This window comes from Kribbella swartbergensis (assembly GCF_054784135.1).
The window spans coordinates 418,922-433,779 of record NZ_BAAGPM010000027.1 but is presented as its reverse complement, the minus strand read 5'-3'; the positions used below and the strand labels follow the sequence as shown (position 1 = coordinate 433,779).

The window sequence follows — 14,858 nt, the reverse complement described above, 5'->3', positions numbered from 1 at the left end:
GGGAGGCAAGTACGGCGAGGTTGAATCAGCTGCGCGGCACCGCGAGACCGCCGGGCTGCTCCGCCGTACTGCCTGCCTGCCTGCCTGCCTGCCTGCCTGCCTGCCGGGGCAGTTACCTGTTGGGGCGGTGGTACGGCGTACCGGTCGAGGGCGGGGTGGAGTGTGGCGGGGCGGGTGGTGAGGAGAGCTGGAGGTGGGTGGAATGGGAACGCCGCCGGGGGTGCCGGCGGCGTTCGGGGTTAGAGGCCTTTTTCTGGGGGTTTGGGGGCTCGGGTGGGGGATTGGGGGCCGGTTTGGGGGGACTGGCCTTGGTTCTGCTGTTGGGGTTTCTGGAGGGAGACGGCGCCGGTGGCGGGGGTTTGGCCTTGGTTGATCCAGGCGGCCAGGTTCTCGTTGCGTTTGTCGCTGGTGCTCGTGTTGATGGGCTCGTAGCGTTCAGCGAGCTTCTGGTACTCGGCGAGGGCTGCCAGGCGGGCCTGCGGGTCCTGCTCGGTCGCGATGGCGTGCGCCCGGGCGCTCAACGCGGCGATGTCCTTCGGGGTGATGCTGCTCTGGTTGAGCGTCGGGTCCTGCCGGAACTGCGCGTAGGCGGCGCGGGCCGCGTTGGCGCGGGCGGCTCCGTTGCTGACCTTCTGCTGGAACCAGCGAGACGCCCGGGTGTACGCCTGGCGTCCGGCCTCCGCAACTGCGTGACCGGCGTTCTGGGTGCCCTCGGCAACGGCCCGGCCGGCGGTCTGCGCACCCGCGACGACGGCCCGGCCGGTGTTCTGGGCTCCTTCCGCGACGGCCCGGCCGGCGGTCTGCGCACCGTCGACAACGGCTCGCCCCGCGGTCTGAGCACCCTCCGCCACGGCTCGGCCGGCGGCCTGGACGCGCTCGGCGGCGACCTGGGCCGCCAGGTCAGCGGCAACGGCACCCCGCTGGGCGAGGTCGGCAGCCGTCTCCCGGCCACGCTGGTAAGCGGCCGCGGCGGCTTCCACCGTCGCGTCCCGACCGGTTTGGTAGGCGCCGACGGCCTGCTGGCCGAGTTCGTTCACCCGGTTCGTCGTGTTCTGCACGACCTGGCCCGCCCGCGCCGCTGTGCTCTGGCCGAACTGGCGCGCCTGGCTGGCCAGCTGCTGGGCCCGCTCACTCAGCCGCTCAGAGGTCTGCCGGTAGATCTGCTGGACGCGCAGGACCACGCTCATGATCCGGCCGGGAGGTGCCAATTGCTTGTCGATCAGCTTCTTCAGAGCCAGCTGCTCCTCGGGGCTGCGGTCGGCGAGCCAGCCGAGGGCCTGACCCATGTTGCCCTGCTCCCACAGCCCGGCGCCCTGGTGCGGTGTGGTCATCTGTCGATCTCCTAGTCGATGTAGACCGCGTAGTTGACACCCACCGAGACGGTCAGCGGGTCCCTGGTCGGCTTGTCGCTGAAGAGGTGGATCTGCGCACCCGGCCGGACCCAGACGGCGAGGTGCCGCCGGTCCGCTCCCGCGCCCGGGGCCCACTCGTCGAGGAAGGTGGGGCTGCTCTCGTCACCCACGTAGTCGGGCTCGCCGAAATGCTTGCGGGCCAGCGCGAGGTGCTCCGGCCAGTGCTGGTCCAGGCCGGCCTCCGCGGCGGGGATGTCGTCCGGCCCGATCTGGTACGCCGACCAGCCGCTGTTCCGGCAGTCGGCGAAGACGAGCCCGTCGAACACGATGATCGTGCTGCCGCGCCGGGTGAGGAATCCCCAGGACGCCAGGTCCGGATCGATCTGCTCACCGGCCTCGAGCGGCCACGGCTGCCAGTCGGTGGCACCCATCACCCGCTGGACCAGCGCCCGTACGACGGCCGGACCGGACGCGTCGCTGTCCGGGCCGGCGATCGGGGTCCAGTCCTTGATTTCGGCGAGGTCGGCCATGGCCAGGTCGTCCTCGTCGAGGGGCCTTTCCTGAGTCTTCATCTCGGGGCTTGTTCCTTCCTTCGGTGACTCAAGCCGTGGCAACGGTAGGTGCCGTCCGGTTCACGTCCAGGGCTACGGGGTGCCGGATCGTGGGGTGGCATCGCCGGTCTCCAGCATCGTCAGCGCCGTCTGTCAGCGTTCGTGGTGGGGTTTGCCGGCGGACTGTCCGGATGAGCGGTGATGTTCGCTGCCGGTCGGTCGTTCGCCTGCCGGGCGGGACTGGCCGTCCTTGGCGACATTGGGCTGCGCCCGGCCCGTGAACGCCGCGTCGAACTGCTTGCTCAGGTCGCCCTTCAAGTCAGCCTGGTTCTGCGCCGACTGGCCGGAACCCTCCACCTGGTTGCGCGTCACCTGCTCGTTGTGCGCAGCAGCCGCCTGCATCGAAGCCGCCTGCTGCCCCACCTGCGCGGGCTGCTGCCCGGTCTGCGTCGCCTGCTGCTCCCCAGGCTGCTGCGCGGCCGGCACCTGCTGACCGGCCGGCACCTGCTGACCGACCGGCTGCTGCGCCGCCGCCTGCTGTGCCGCGGGCTGTTGAGCGGCTGGCTGTTGGGCCGCGGGCTGTTGGGCGGCAGGTTGCTGGGCCGCCGGTTGTTGAGTCGCGGGTTGTTGCGGGGCTGGCTGCTGTGTTCCCTGGCCGGTCCCAGCGGCTACCCAGGCTGATGTCTGGTCGGCCTGTTGCTGTGCCGGGGCCTGCGACTCGGGGCCCACTTGGTGGACACCGACGTGGTCAGGGTTCTGCAGCGCAGGCTCCGCAGTCTGCTGCTGCCCAGCCCCCTGCACCGACTGCTGGGCGGGCTGTTGGTGGGCCGGTTGTTGTTGCTGCGTGGCCTGGGTTTGTTGTGAGGTCTGCAGTTGCTGTTGGAGGGCCTGGAGTTGTTGCTGGGTTTGCTGCTGGGCCTGGAGCAACTGGAGCTGGATGGACTGCAGCTGCAGTTGGAACTGCTCGTTCTGCAGCATGGTGGCCTGCAACTGGAGTTGCGCCGTACGCAGTTGGTCGGCGAGCGGCTCCTGCGCCGGTTGAGGTTGTTGCTGCCCCGGCACCGCGCCCATCCGGCCCTCCGGTCTGAACACCTGCTCCATCCGGCCCTGCGACAGTGCCTGGAGATCCGAGCGCGTTATCCGGTTCCGCCCGATCGCTTCACGGACAGCGGGATCCATCCGCTTCACGTCCTTGGCTGCCTGGGCGTACGCCGCTTTCAGCGCCTTCGTCCCGCGCCGGGTGGCCCGCCACCGGGAGAACCGGTTGCTCCGACCTGTGGACGGGACGCGATCGGCGGCTGCCTGTTCGAGCGTCTGGGAGAGGTCGCGGTACTGCCGCCCGCCGAACTGGCCGGCGATCTGGTTCTCGGCCAGCATCTGCAGGTCGGCCTTGGTCAGGTTGGCGCGGCCGATCCGCTCGCGGACCACCGGGTCCATCCGCTTGGCGTCGCGCGCGGCCTGCGCGTAGGCGGCCTTGAGCGTCTTGGTGCCGCGCCGGGTGGCCCGCCAGCGGGACACGCTGTTGGACATCCGGCGGATCCGGCCCGGTTCCTGGGAGGGCTCGCTCATTCGGGGTCTCCTAGTCGATGTACACGGCGTAGTTGACCCCGACAGACGTCGTCAGCGGGTCCTTGCTGGGCTTGTTGCTGTACAGGTGGAACTGCGCGCCCGGTCGCAGCCAGACGGCGAGATGCCGTCGGCCCGTCCCGGCGCCGGAGTCCCACTCGTCGGCGAAGGTGGGGCTGCTGTCGTCGCCGACGTAGTCAGGCTGCCCCCAGTGCTTGGTGGCCAGCGCGAGGTGCTCCGGCCAGTGCGCGTCCAGGCCGGCCTCGGCGGCGGCGATGTCGTCCGGCCCGATGTCGTACGCCGACCAGCCGCTGTCCGGGCAGTCGGAGAAGACCAGGCCGTCGAAGACGATCATCGTCGTACCGCGGGGAGTGGTGAATCCCCAGGACACCATGTCGGCGCCGATCACCTCACCGGGCTCGAGCGGCCACGGCCTCCACGGGGTTTGCGACATCACCCGGTTGACGAGCGCACGGACGACCTGAGGGCCGGAGTCGTCGTTGTCCGGACCGGCGATTGCGGTCCAGTCCCGAACTTCGGCAAGGTCCGCCATCGCCAGGTCGTCCTGGTCCAGCGGCCTGGCTTGTGTCTTCATCCGGCGCCGTCGTCCTTCCTTCTCCAGTCGTGCGTTGACCAGGGCAACTACTCGTCGGGGCCGGGCAAGCACCCTGTGTCGACGTCGGCAGTCACCGACCGCAACGTTATGGCGCGGCCAGGGTCAGATACCAGGGGGTTCGACGCGTCTGTGGACAACCTGGATCCATCTCTGACCCAGCGGTTCGTCTGACCTATGGACGGCGGCCGTCGGGCCGAGCAGACCACGACGTACGCTGGTTCGGTGAACAAGGAACACCACTACGGCTTCGAGACGCTCGCCATCCACGCCGGAAACGAGCCCGACCCGACCACCGGTTCGGTGGTCCCGCCGATCTACGCGACCAGCACCTACAAGCAGGACGGCGTCGGCGGGCTGCGCAACGGTTACGAGTACTCCCGGTCGGCGAACCCGACCCGGACCGCGCTCGAGGAGTGTCTCGCCGCGATCGAAGCGGGGAACCGCGGGTTCGCGTTCGCCAGCGGTCTCGCCGCCGAGGACACCCTGATCCGCTCGCTGTGCGCGCCGGGTGACCACGTGGTCTTCCCCGACGACGCGTACGGCGGCACGTTCCGGCTGTTCGCCAAGGTGCTCGGCAACTGGGGTGTCGAGATGACCCCGGCCGCGGTCACGCATCCGGCGGCGATCCGGGCCGCGATCCGGCCGGGCTCGACCAAGGTGGTCTGGCTGGAGACGCCGACCAACCCGCTGCTCAACGTCGCCGACATCGCCCTCGTCGCGCAGATCGCGCACGACGCCGGTGCGCTGCTGGTCGTGGACAACACATTCGCCTCGCCGTACCTTCAGCAGCCGCTGGAACTCGGCGCGGACGTGGTCGTCCACTCGACCACGAAGTACGTGGGCGGTCACTCCGACGTCGTCGGTGGTGCGCTGATCGTCCGCGACGCCGAACTGGCCGACAAGATCGCCTTCCACCAGAACGCGATCGGCGCGGTCGCCGGCCCGTTCGACTCCTGGCTGGTACTGCGCGGCATCAAGACCCTCGGGGTCCGGATGGATCGGCACAGCGACAACGCCGAGCGGGTGGTCGAGTTCCTGCAGCGGCACAAATCCGTCACCCAGGTGCTGTACCCGGGTATCGACGGACACCCCGGTCACGAGACCGCCGCGAAGCAGATGAAGCGGTTCGGCGGCATCGTCTCGTTCCGGGTCGCCGGGGGAGAGCAGCAGGCGATCGAGATCTGCAACAAGGCGGAGGTCTTCACCCTGGGCGAGTCGCTCGGCGGTGTCGAGTCGCTGATCGAGCACCCGGGCAAGATGACGCACGCCTCGGTCGCCGGTACGCCGCTGGAGGTGCCGTCCGACCTGATCCGCCTGAGCGTCGGCATCGAAACCATCGACGACCTCCTGCAGGACCTCGACCGCGCCATGTCGTAGCCCAACCGAGGCAGGTGGGTACGGCGTCCTGCACCGGCCGACAGGTGTTGTCGCCGGGAGAGTGTGTCGTCTGCGGGGAAGAGGGTTGATGGGCCTGCTGGTGGCTGTTGACTTCGGGTCGACGTTTACTAAGGCGGTTGCGGTGGATTCCGGGTCGGGGGACCTGGTGGCGCGGGCTGAGCATCGGACGACGATCGGCACCGATGTGATGGACGGGTGGCATGCGTGCCGGGCAACGCTCGAAGGAGCCGATCGCGGGATCGCCCAGGCGGAAGTGCTCGCCTGTTCGAGTGCGGGCGGCGGGCTGCGGATCGGTGTCGTCGGCAACGAAGAGCTGGTCACCGCGGAGGCCGGGCGCCGGGTCGCGTTGTCCAGCGGCGGGCGTGTGGTTGCCGTGGTCAACGGTGGGTTGACCGCGACGTCGCTGAAGGAACTCCGCAAGGACCGGCCGGACGTCGTGCTGCTGCTGGGCGGCACCGACGGCGGCAACTCCGCCGTCCTGCTCAAGGCCGCATCGACGCTGGCCAAGTACCGGTGGCGACGTGCTGTCGTTGTCGCGGGCAACGTCGACGCCCGGGCCGAGATCGGCGAGATCCTCGCGGCCGCGGGCGTGCCGCATGTGCTCACGGACAACGTCGTACCCGAGATCGGGGTGTTCGCGCCGGACGGTGCGCGGGCCGCGATCCGGGAGATGTTCCTCGCCCACGTGATCGGCGGGAAGAACCTGTCCCGGGATCCCGCCTTCGCGCGGATGGTGCGGGCGGCGACGCCGGACGTCGTACTGCGGGGCGTCGAAGTGCTGGCCGGGTTGCACGGTGACGTGGCGGTCGTGGACATCGGCGGCGCGACCACGGACGTGCACTCGGTGATCGAACTCGATCCGGAGGACGCGAACCTCGGGCGCGAGGTGGTCGCGACGCACCCGGTCACCCGCACCGTCGAGGGTGACCTCGGGATGCGGTGGAGCGCCGTACCGGTGGCCGCCGCCGGTGTCGAGGCCGGCCTGATCCCGGATGACGACTCACTGCGTCAGGCGGCGTCCCGGCGGCACAACGATCCGTCGTACCTGCCGGACAGTGCGATCGAGACTTCGTACGACGAGACGCTGGCGAGGATCGCGGCGACGGTCGCCCTCCGGAGGCACGCGGGCCGGCAGCGGATCGTGTTCGGGCCGGGCGGCCGGGTGGTCGAACGGTCCGGAAAGGATCTGCGCGAGGTGGACCTGCTGGTCGGATCCGGGGGAGTGCTGCGGCACAACGGCCCGGAGGTGGCGGAGCGCATCCTCGGCTCCGTGGCGGCGAACGCGCGGGAGGAGGGCTGGCTGGTCCCGGAGCGTGCCGCGATCGGCGTCGACAAGGACTACGTGCTGGCCGGCGTCGGCCTGCTCGCCGACCTCGACCCGATTGCAGCGGAGGGTCTCGCTGCGCGGATTCATGGAACGGTCCGCGCCGGGCACTAGTCTCAGCACCAAGCAAGCTGCGGAGGTGCGATGAGCGAGACGCGGCGGGCCGACGAGGCCGACGTATCCGAGGCTGGGACAGATGTTCCCGACGCGGGAGGCGACACCCGCAGCCCGCTGGCGGACAACGATGTCATCGAGGAGCGGAGTACTGCTCCCGGGGATCATGTGGTGGTGGCGTCGAGCCGGGGCCCGGTGGACACCGGTGTGACGCCGGCGATGCAGATCGCCAGCGCCTGGGCGTGGCGGTTCCTGGTGATCGTGGCCGCGGTGCTCGTCATCGGGTACGGCATGCGCTACCTGTCCGAGGTGGTCGTCCCGGTGACGGTCGGCGTCCTGCTCACCGCCCTGCTGGTGCCGGTCACCAACGGGCTGCAGCGGTTGCGGATCCCGCGCGGAGCCGCGGCCGGGATCACTGTGTTCACCACCGTCGTGCTGGTGGCCGGTCTGCTCACACTGGTCGGTACGCAGATCGCCAGCCAGTTCGAGACTCTGTCCAACCAGGTCGGCGCAGGTGTGCAGCAGTTGCGCGACCTGGCCCGGATCAACTTGGGCGTCGACGACCAGGACATCACCAACGCCTTCAACTCGCTGCGCGACGAGATCACGTCCGGCGGGGCGCTCGGTCAGCGGGCGGCCGAGGTCGGGACCACCGCGACACACGTCGTCGCCGGGTTGTTCATCGCGTTGTTCTGCCTGTTCTTCTTCCTCTATCAGGGTGAGCAGATCTGGTCCTGGGTGGTCCGGCTGTTCCCGCGGCAGGCCCGGGAGCGGGCCGACTCGTCCGGCCGGAAGGCGTGGGTCTCGCTGACCGCGTTCGTCCGGGCCACCATCGTCGTCGCCGCGGTGGACGCGGCCGGTATCTCGCTGGGTGCCGCGATCCTCGGCCTGCCGTTGGTCAGTGCGATCGGGATCCTGGTCTTCGTCGGCGCGTTCATCCCCGTCGTCGGTGCGCTGGTCAGCGGCGGTGTCGCCGTCCTGGTCGCGCTCGTTGCCAAGGGCCCGCTCGTCGCGATCATCATGCTGGCCGTGGTGATCGGCGTCCAGCAGCTCGAGGCGCACGTGCTGCAGCCGTTCCTGCTCGGCCGCGCGGTCGCCGTGCACCCGCTGGCGATCATCCTGGCGATCGCCACCGGCGTGGTCATCGCCGGCATCGTCGGCGCCCTGGTCGCCGTACCGATCGCCGCTGTACTGAACACCATCGTCAACCACCTGGCCGGCAACGACGTCGACCCCGAACCACCCCGCCGACCGCTCCCCAGACGCAGACAGCCAACCCCCTCACCCGAAGTCGTCGACGGCTGACTGAAGGGCCTCACCGGGTGTTGCCCGGTGAGGCCTTCGTTCGGATTCGGGTGCCGTCAGTGCATGGCGGCGGCTGTGGAGGTGTCGACTGGGTCGTCCGGCTTGTCGTTGTCGGCGCGGCCGGCCAGGCGCTGCTCCGGGGTGATGACCGCGATGACGAAGGCGATCACCAGGAACGGGAGGGAGACCAGGAACACGTCGCCCATCGCGTCCACCAGACCCTGCAGGGCCCAGCCCTTCATCGGCTGCTGCAGGGCGTGCAGCGCGTCGACGCTGTTGGCCGCCTTGGCCAGTCCGTCGACCATGGACTGGGTCGCGTGCGGGACGATCTCGGTCAGGTGCTCCTTCAGGCGGCTGGTCAGGACGGCGCCGTACACCGCCGTACCGATCGCGCCACCCATCGAGCGGAAGAACGTCATCGTCGAGGTCGCGCTGCCCATGTGCCGCCGGGGCACGCTGTTCTGCGCGGCGGTGACGGTGATCTGCATCGACAGGCCCAGGCCGGCACCCATCACGAACATGTAGATCGCCAGCTGCCAGTACGGCGTGGTCATGCTGATCGTGGACAGCAGCACCATCGCGCCGCCGACCAGCACCGCGGAGATGATCGGGAACGCCTTGTACCGGCCGTTCTTGCTCATCAGCTGGCCGCTCGGGATCGAGGCGGAGAAGATGCCGACGATCATCGGCAGCAGCGCCAGGCCGGACCGGGTCGGCGACATGTCCTTCACCGCCTGCAGGTACAGCGGCAGGAAGATCAGCGCACCGAACATCGCGAACCCGAGCAGGAACGCGTACCCGGCGTACCCGGAGAAGATCCGGCCCTTGAACAGGTCCATCGGGATGATCGGCTCGGCCACCTTCAGCTCGACGAAGACGAACGCGACGGACAGCACGACGGCCGCGACCAGCAGGGCGATCGTGGTCCCGTTGCCCCAGCCGTTCTCCGGACCGCTCCAGGAGACCGCCAGCAGCAGCGAGGTGACGGCCGCGGTGACCACGGCGGCGCCGAGGTAGTCGATCTTGTGCGACCGCCTCACGTGCGGCAGCTTCAGTACGGCGGCGACGACGCCCAGTGCGACCAGGCCGATCGGCAGGTTGATCCAGAAGATCCAGCGCCAGCCCGGACCGTCGGTGAGCAGGCCGCCGAGCAGCGGTCCGGCCACCGAGGACAGGCCGAAGACGGCACCGAAGTAGCCCATGTACTTGCCGCGCTCGCGCGGCGGGATGACGTCGCCGATGGTGGCGAAGGCCAGCGACATCAGACCGCCGGCGCCCAGCCCCTGGACGGCCCGGAAGCCGATCAGCATCTCGATGTTCTGCGCCAGCGCCGACAGCACCGAGCCGGCCAGGAAGGTGACGATCGCCGCGATGAACAGCGGGCGGCGGCCGTACAGGTCGGAGATCTTGCCCCACAGCGGCGTCGAGGCGGTCGAGGTCAGCAGGTACGCGGTGACCACCCAGGACAGCTTGTCCAGGCTGTTGAACTCGCTGACGATCTGCGGCAGCGCGGTCCCGACGATGCTCTGGTCGAGCGCGGCCAGGAACATGCCGGCCATCAGACCGCCGAGGACGACCATGATCTGCTTGTGGGACAGGTACTGCGGAGTGTCGGACTCGGGTTCAGGCGCAGCGCCGCCGGCGGTGGCGGGCTCGGTCGTGCTCATCTGGTGCTCTCCAGGTTCTCGTCGGTGTGCTCGCGGGCGGCGGGGTCGCCGCCGGGCGCGAAGTCTTCTTCGGTACGGCGCCCTGCCGCGGCCGGCCGGATGCGCGGAGCGACGGCGGCCCACCCCTTGTCGGCCCAGGCGCGGCTGTCGGAGCCGCCGGTGTCGGTCAGGTTCGCGACGCCGTCGGCGAACCGGGTCATCAGCCGCTCGAAGGTCAGGATGTCGTCCTCGGACCAGCCGTCCATGGCGGCGCTGAGCAGCTCCATCCGGCGCCGGGCGCCGGCTTCCCACTGCTCGACGCCCTGCTCGGTCAGCTCGACCCGGAAGGCGCGGCCGTCGTCGGGGTCGGGGGAGCGGCGGACCAGGCCCAGCTGCTCCAGCGCCCGGACGTGCCGGCTGGCGGTGGAGGCGTCCAGTTCGAGCCGGCTCGCCAGGTCGGACAGCCGCAGCGCGCCGCTGCAGCGCAGCACGAACAGGACCACGTGGGCGCTGTGGTCGAGCGTGTCGCCGGGCTGCTTGCCCTTGAGGCGGCGGCCGATCCGGGTGAACGCGTGCAGAACACCCTCGACGGGGGTCTGCGCAGAGTACGCGTCGTTTACTTGCATGCTGCAAGCATATACATGCTTGCGTGATACACGCAATTGATTTTCTAGAGCGATCCGTTGAGTCGCCACTCATTTACTCCGCGTCATCGATGGCTCACTGCTCGCAGTGCAGGAGAATTCGGCCATTCTGTTGACGTCGGAAGGGTGCGTTCTGTGACGCGAACAGCGGTGGTGACCGGGGGTGGTTCGGGCCTCGGGCGGGAGATGGCTCTGGCGCTGGCGGCGGCCGGGTTCGAGGTGATCGTCACGGGGCGGACCGAACGGACGCTGCGTGAAACCGCCGCCGCAGCCGCTGACGCGCTTGCGGCGGCGGCAACTGGGGAGGGGCGGGTAGCCGGAGGGGCTGGGCGGGTGGAGTACGCGGTGCTGGATGTTGTGGACGGGGGTGCGGTGCGGAGGTTTTTCGGGGGGCTGGAGCGGGTCGACGTACTGGTGAACAACGCGGGGATGGGGGCGCCCGCGGCGGCTGTGCAGGATGTCTTGGAAGAGGACTGGCGGCGGGTGGTCGACACCAATCTGACCGGGGCGTTCCTGTGTGCGCAGGCCGCGTTCGCGTTGATGTTGCGGCAGGATCCGAAGGGCGGGCGGATCATCAACAACGGGTCGATCTCGGCGCACGTACCGCGGCCGCACGGAATCGCGTACACCGCCAGCAAACACGCGATCACCGGGCTGACCAAGGGGCTCGAGTTGGAAGGTCGCGCGCACGGCATCACCGCCTGCCAGATCGACATCGGGAACGCGGCGACCGCGATGACCGAGCGGATGGAGCAGGGCGTGCTGCAGCCGGACGGGTCGATCGCGGTCGAGCCGACGTTCGACCCGGGGATCGTGGCCGACTTCGTGGTGCGGATCGCCCAGTTGCCGACGTCGGTCGCCGTACCCTCGCTGACCGTCATGGCCGCCGGGATGCCGTACGCCGGCCGGGGCTGATCGCACCCAAAAGGACAAGAAAACTGTCCGGAGGTCGGTCTAGGGTCGGGGGCGTGAGTGAGCAGCGCGAGTCCCTGGTCCACGCCCGCGGGTTGCGGAAGTCGTACGGCGACTTCGAGGCGGTGCGCGGGATCGACCTGGACGTGTGGCGCGGTGAGGCGTTCGGGTTCCTCGGGCCGAACGGCGCGGGCAAGTCGTCGACGATGCGGATGATCGGCGCGGTCTCCCCGCTCAGCGGTGGCACGCTGCGGATCCTCGGCATGGACCCGGCGACCGACGGGCCGGCGATCCGGGCCCGGCTCGGGGTGTGCCCGCAGGACGACACCCTGGACACCGAACTGACCGTCCGGGACAACCTGACCATCTACGGGCGGTACTTCGGGTTGAGTCGGGCCGAGTGCCGGCTGCGGGCCGACGAGTTGCTCGAGTTCGTCGCGTTGACCGACAAGGCGAACGTGAAGGTCGACGAACTGTCCGGCGGGATGAAGCGGCGGCTGACGATCGCCCGGTCGCTGGTGAGCAAGCCGGATCTGCTGCTGCTCGACGAGCCGACGACCGGCCTGGACCCGCAGGCCCGACACCTGCTGTGGGACAAGCTGTTCCGGCTGAAGCAGGCCGGCGTGACGCTGATCATCACCACGCACTACATGGACGAGGCCGAGCAGCTGTGCGACCGGCTGGTCGTGATGGACGGCGGCCTGATCGCGGCGGAGGGTTCGCCGGCCGAGCTGATCCGCGACTACTCGACCCGTGAAGTGACCGAGCTGCGGTTCGGTCCCGACGTGATGCTGTCGGACCACGACTCTCTCGCCGGGAAGGTCGAGGACCTGGCCCAGCGCATCGAGGTCCTGCCGGACCGCCTGCTGCTCTACACCGACGACGGTGAGCGCGCGGCCGTGGCCGTCCACGAGCGCGGTCTGGAGCCGGCCGCGGTTCTGGTACGGCGCTCCACGCTGGAGGACGTGTTCCTGCGGCTCACCGGCCGGACGTTGGTGGACTGATGGCGCTCGCGTTGGAGAACGGCCGTCGCCAGTTCGACTACTGGCTGACCGTCTACAAGCGGACCTGGAAGGGCACGTTGGTCAGCAGCTTCCTGCTGCCGCTGCTCTATCTGGCCGCGATGGGGATCGGGCTCGGATCCTTCGTGGACAGCGAGGGGACCGGCGCGCTGGGCGGTGTGAGCTATCTGCAGTACATCGCGCCCGGGTTGCTCGCCGCGACCGGACTGCAGATCGCTGTGGGTGAGGCGACGTACCCGGTGATGAGCGGGTTCAAGTGGCAGAAGTACTACTACTCGATGATCGTGACACCGTTGCGGGCGGCGGATGTGGTCTATGGGCAGCTCGGGTTCATCGCGTTCCGGGTGACCAGCACATGTCTGGTGTTCTTGATCGTGATCACCGCGTTCGGCGGGTTGAGGTCGCCGCTGGGTCTGCTGGGGTTGCCGGTCGCCCTGCTGGTCGGGATGGCCGTGGCCAGTCCGGTCGCCGCGTACGCGACCACGCTGGAGAACGACTCGGGTTTCGCGATGATCTTCCGGTTCGGCGTGGTTCCGGCGTTCCTGTTCTCCGGTGCGTTCTTCCCGGTCTCCCAGTTGCCGGACTGGATCGAGTGGCTCGCGTACGTCAGCCCGTTGTGGCACGGGGTCGAGCTGTCCCGCGACCTCAGCCTGGCCACGGTCGATCCGTGGATGGCGTTGCTCAACGTCGGTTACCTGTCCGCCTGGTTCGGGATCGGCACCTGGCTGGCCGTGCGCGGCTTCACGAGGAAGCTGATCGGCTGATGGCGACGCTGACTGCTCGTGTGGTGCCGGTGCCGATCCGGCTCGGCGGTGGGCGGTACATGGTGGAGCGCAACTTCCTCCTCTACCGCCGGTCGTGGGTGGTGTTCCTGTCCGGCTTCTTCGAGCCGGTGTTCTACCTGCTGTCGATCGGCGTCGGGGTGGCCCAGTTGGTCGGCGAGTTCACACTGTCCGACGGTACCCGGATCGGGTACGCCGCCTTCGTCGCGCCGGCCATGCTGGCCAGTTCGGCGATGAACGGTGCGATCTTCGACTCGACGTACAACATCTTCTTCCGGATGAAGTACGCGAAGCTGTACGACTCGATCCTGGCGACCCCGTTGCGGCCGTGGGACGTGGCGACCGGCGAGGTCACCTGGGCGCTGCTGCGCGGGGCCTGCTACTCGGCGATGTTCGTCGTGGTGATGCTGATCATGGGGCTGGTGTCGTCCTGGTGGGCGCTGCTCGCGTTGCCCGCCTCGGTGCTGATCGGGTTCGCGTTCGCCGGCGCGGGGATGGCGCTGACCACCTTCATGCGCAGCTGGCAGGACTTCGAGTTCGTGCAGTTGGCGATCATCCCGATGTTCCTGTTCTCGGCCACCTTCTACCCGGTCGAGACCTACCCGGCCGCGATCCGCTGGCTGGTCGAGATCACCCCGCTGTACCAAGGTGTCGTCCTCGAGCGCGCCTTCACCACCGGCACCGTCAGCTGGTCCCTCCTCGTCAACGCCCTCTACCTCGCCGCAATGGGCACCCTCGGCATGTACGTCGCCTCCCGCCGCCTCGGCAAGATCCTGCTCAAGTAGTCACGCACCGTGATGGTTCGGAACCCCTGGGTTTGTGTCGGCGTCGGATTGGCATGATCGGGCAGGTGAGGAATCCGGTGGGGGTGTGGCGGCGGCGGGTCGAGTTGAAGGCGCCGCGGGAGCGGTTGCCGGGTGGGCGGCGGCGGTGGATCCGGTCGTCGATGAACTGGCTGATCGACGAGTTCGGGCGTGACGTGCTGATGCGGCCGATCGTGCTGCCCGGCGAACTGATTCCGGCGGGGTACGACGGTGGGCTCGCGGCGGCCGAGGAGTTGTGTGCTCGGGTCGCGGAGCGGATGGATCTGCCGTCGGGCCGGTGCTCCCTCAGCTTCGGGCTGGTCGCGGACGGCGTACGACGTCCGGCGTACCGGGGAGTGGTGAAGGAGCAGTCCGGTCGATGGGTGCGGGGGATCGAGCGCAACGAGATCCACCTGGCGCCGGCGCTGGCCGGCGACCCGGTTGCCCTGGTCGCGATCTTCGCCCCCGAGGCCGGTCACGAGTTGCTGCTCGGTGGTCGCCGGATCTCGTTCGCGCACCGGCCCGACCACGAGCCGCTGACCGACCTGCTCACGGTGTTCTACGGACTCGGGATCTTCACCGCCAACGCGGCGTACGAACGTCGTCCGCGTCCGAACGGCCGGGGCAAGCAGCCGCTGGCCCGCGGCTACCTGCGTGAGGTGGCGCTGTCCGAGGCGCTCGCGTACTACGCCCTGCTCCGCGGCGAGCGCAGACCGGAGTGGGACCGGTTCCTGGATCCGCCGGTACGGCGGGTGATGCGCAACCACATGGCGGTGCTCACACACGGCCTCGCCAAATGACCGGCACGCAGCCGGTTGCCGCC

The 14,858-nt window shown here is 69.3% G+C and carries 14 protein-coding genes; 8 read left to right on the top strand and 6 right to left on the bottom strand.

Going from position 1 to position 14,858, the window contains the following annotated elements:
- Nucleotides 1–239: 239 nt before the first annotated feature.
- The 4 genes from ACYVOK_RS28240 to ACYVOK_RS28225 all read right to left on the bottom strand — a co-directional run bounded on the left by ACYVOK_RS28240 (nt 240) and on the right by ACYVOK_RS28225 (nt 4,064).
- Complete coding sequence (locus tag ACYVOK_RS28240) at nt 240–1,331, bottom strand: hypothetical protein (RefSeq protein ID WP_460665583.1); 1,092 nt, start codon at nt 1,329–1,331, stop codon at nt 240–242.
- Nucleotides 1,332–1,342: 11 nt separating this feature from the next.
- Nucleotides 1,343–1,924, bottom strand: a complete 582-nt coding sequence (locus ACYVOK_RS28235; RefSeq protein WP_460665582.1) for a hypothetical protein — start codon at nt 1,922–1,924, stop codon at nt 1,343–1,345.
- A gap of 132 nt (nt 1,925–2,056) precedes the next feature.
- A complete protein-coding gene (locus ACYVOK_RS28230) occupies nt 2,057–3,472 on the bottom strand; it encodes a hypothetical protein (RefSeq protein ID WP_460665581.1) in 1,416 nt (471 codons plus the stop codon).
- Between the two features lie 10 nt (nt 3,473–3,482).
- Nucleotides 3,483–4,064 carry a hypothetical protein gene (locus ACYVOK_RS28225; RefSeq protein WP_460665580.1) on the bottom strand — a complete coding sequence of 194 codons (582 nt, stop codon included), beginning with the start codon at nt 4,062–4,064 and terminating at the stop codon, nt 3,483–3,485.
- 243 nt (nt 4,065–4,307) lie between these two features.
- Between ACYVOK_RS28225 and ACYVOK_RS28220 the strand changes: the two genes are divergently transcribed.
- The 3 genes from ACYVOK_RS28220 to ACYVOK_RS28210 all read left to right on the top strand — a co-directional run bounded on the left by ACYVOK_RS28220 (nt 4,308) and on the right by ACYVOK_RS28210 (nt 8,226).
- A complete protein-coding gene (locus ACYVOK_RS28220) occupies nt 4,308–5,462 on the top strand; it encodes a cystathionine gamma-synthase (protein ID WP_460665579.1) in 1,155 nt (384 codons plus the stop codon).
- Nucleotides 5,463–5,550: 88 nt separating this feature from the next.
- Complete coding sequence (locus ACYVOK_RS28215; protein ID WP_460665578.1) at nt 5,551–6,921, top strand: glutamate mutase L; 1,371 nt, start codon at nt 5,551–5,553, stop codon at nt 6,919–6,921.
- Between the two features lie 30 nt (nt 6,922–6,951).
- A complete protein-coding gene (locus tag ACYVOK_RS28210; protein WP_460665577.1) occupies nt 6,952–8,226 on the top strand; it encodes an AI-2E family transporter in 1,275 nt (424 codons plus the stop codon).
- Nucleotides 8,227–8,282: 56 nt separating this feature from the next.
- Here ACYVOK_RS28210 and ACYVOK_RS28205 read toward each other — a convergent pair whose 3' ends face one another.
- Nucleotides 8,283–9,893 carry an MDR family MFS transporter gene (locus tag ACYVOK_RS28205; protein WP_460665576.1) on the bottom strand — a complete coding sequence of 537 codons (1,611 nt, stop codon included), beginning with the start codon at nt 9,891–9,893 and terminating at the stop codon, nt 8,283–8,285.
- Entirely contained in the window at nt 9,890–10,498 is a 609-nt protein-coding gene (locus tag ACYVOK_RS28200) for a MarR family winged helix-turn-helix transcriptional regulator (protein WP_460665575.1), read from the bottom strand. Before ACYVOK_RS28200 ends, ACYVOK_RS28205 begins: the two co-directional genes overlap by 4 nt.
- Before the next feature lie 153 nt (nt 10,499–10,651).
- Between ACYVOK_RS28200 and ACYVOK_RS28195 the strand changes: the two genes are divergently transcribed.
- From ACYVOK_RS28195 to ACYVOK_RS28175, 5 genes are all read left to right on the top strand, one after another.
- The gene (locus ACYVOK_RS28195) at nt 10,652–11,431 is read left to right on the top strand and encodes an SDR family oxidoreductase (RefSeq protein WP_460665574.1); all 780 of its coding nucleotides are present in this window, start codon (nt 10,652–10,654) and stop codon (nt 11,429–11,431) included.
- Between the two features lie 53 nt (nt 11,432–11,484).
- Entirely contained in the window at nt 11,485–12,432 is a 948-nt protein-coding gene (locus tag ACYVOK_RS28190; protein WP_460665573.1) for an ABC transporter ATP-binding protein, read from the top strand.
- On the top strand, nt 12,432–13,214 hold the full coding sequence (locus ACYVOK_RS28185; RefSeq protein WP_460665572.1) for an ABC transporter permease: 783 nt from the start codon (nt 12,432–12,434) through the stop codon (nt 13,212–13,214). The genes ACYVOK_RS28190 and ACYVOK_RS28185 overlap by 1 nt, the downstream gene beginning before the upstream one ends.
- Nucleotides 13,214–14,017: an ABC transporter permease gene (locus ACYVOK_RS28180; protein WP_460665571.1), complete on the top strand. Its 804-nt coding sequence runs from the start codon at nt 13,214–13,216 to the stop codon at nt 14,015–14,017. The genes ACYVOK_RS28185 and ACYVOK_RS28180 overlap by 1 nt, the downstream gene beginning before the upstream one ends.
- Before the next feature lie 65 nt (nt 14,018–14,082).
- On the top strand, nt 14,083–14,835 hold the full coding sequence (locus ACYVOK_RS28175; RefSeq protein WP_460665570.1) for a hypothetical protein: 753 nt from the start codon (nt 14,083–14,085) through the stop codon (nt 14,833–14,835).
- Nucleotides 14,836–14,858 lie beyond the last annotated feature (23 nt).